1 pseudogene is annotated in these 1,266 nt (G+C 35.2%); it reads left to right on the forward strand.

The features are described 5' to 3' along the window. Positions 1-437: 437 nt before the first annotated feature. Positions 438-1,266 (forward strand): annotated as a pseudogene (locus QI30_RS20210) (HTH domain-containing protein); the annotation flags it as partial.

Below are 1,266 nucleotides of genomic sequence, written 5' to 3' on the forward strand. Positions count from 1 at the left end.
TAGTGTCACAGTAGTGTCAAAATGGTGTTACAGTAGTGTCAATGTAGTGTTAAATTAACTCCACTATAAAACTCTCCAAATGCCTTAGTGACGCGGTTTGCGGCGTATACACCTGTTGACATACATTTCGTAGTAACTTATAATTTAATCAATAAATTAAACAATTGAAAAAAGCTATCTACAAAGACTGATAAGTGTCGGATTGGCGTCCTTCACATATCACTAACGTCCGTATTCCTACTACGGTGTCAGCTTGTCATTCATAAATAGCTAATTTCAAAACTATGAACAGGTATTCGTCGTACCTGTTATATGTCATTTATTTTATAATGAAAATTGGCGTATTGCAATAGTTTTGTATTAGTTACTTAGGACACGTTACACCTATTTTATACGGTGTAGCGTGTTTTTTTCATTCCAAAGGAGAATGAATCATTATGAAAACAGTATTAACAGCATATAACTCACAAGTACAAAAATGGACAGCACAACCAATTAAATCTAAAAAAACGATTCGCTTTGAAACTTTCAAGGCAAAATTTATCGGCACCTTTGAAGCTGTGTTTACCAAAGCGAAAGAAAAAGTACTAGATCACATTATTTATTTAGCGAGTGCTAATGGTATCTGCACGATCCTGGGTAAAACATTAGCTGAAAAAGCCGGTGTAAATATCCGTACAGTACGTAATGCAGTTAAAGCATTAAAAGAATCAGAACAATTCGTAGTAGCGCAAACAGCTAATGGTCGTGCTGGGGCATATATCTTTATCGATAAAGAACACGAAAATTATCCGTTAATCATGAAAGATTTATTCGATGTAGACGTAACACCAGTTGTTATTGAAACTACTCATGCACATCAAGATGCACTACTTGATGCACCACTTCGTGCACATCTTCAAAATGCTGAAACGCCTGCTATTACTGAGCTTGTGGATGAAAAAGAGCAACCTATCTCTTTTAGCTCTTTTAACGTTATTAAAAAAGATTTAAAACCAAAACAAGAGCTGGTTCATAATCTGTACGGTAAGGTTTGTAAAGAAATGAATATCGTTGGACAAGATGAATCAGTTACACAAGTAATGCGTATGATCGAGAAAACAAAAAATGAAATTGACGGCCTAACAGATGAAATTGCATTACACGCAGTACGTGAAGCAATAACTAATAAAGCGAACAATGTAGCAGCGTACGCACGTAAGGTTATTAATAACTTCATGAAACCGTCAGCGAATGTTTCTCAGCCATCTAAACCAATTATTAAAG

It is taken from the genome of Candidatus Kurthia intestinigallinarum, from assembly GCF_003991225.1.
Taxonomy (GTDB): Bacteria; Bacillota; Bacilli; order Bacillales_A; family Planococcaceae; genus Kurthia; species Kurthia populi.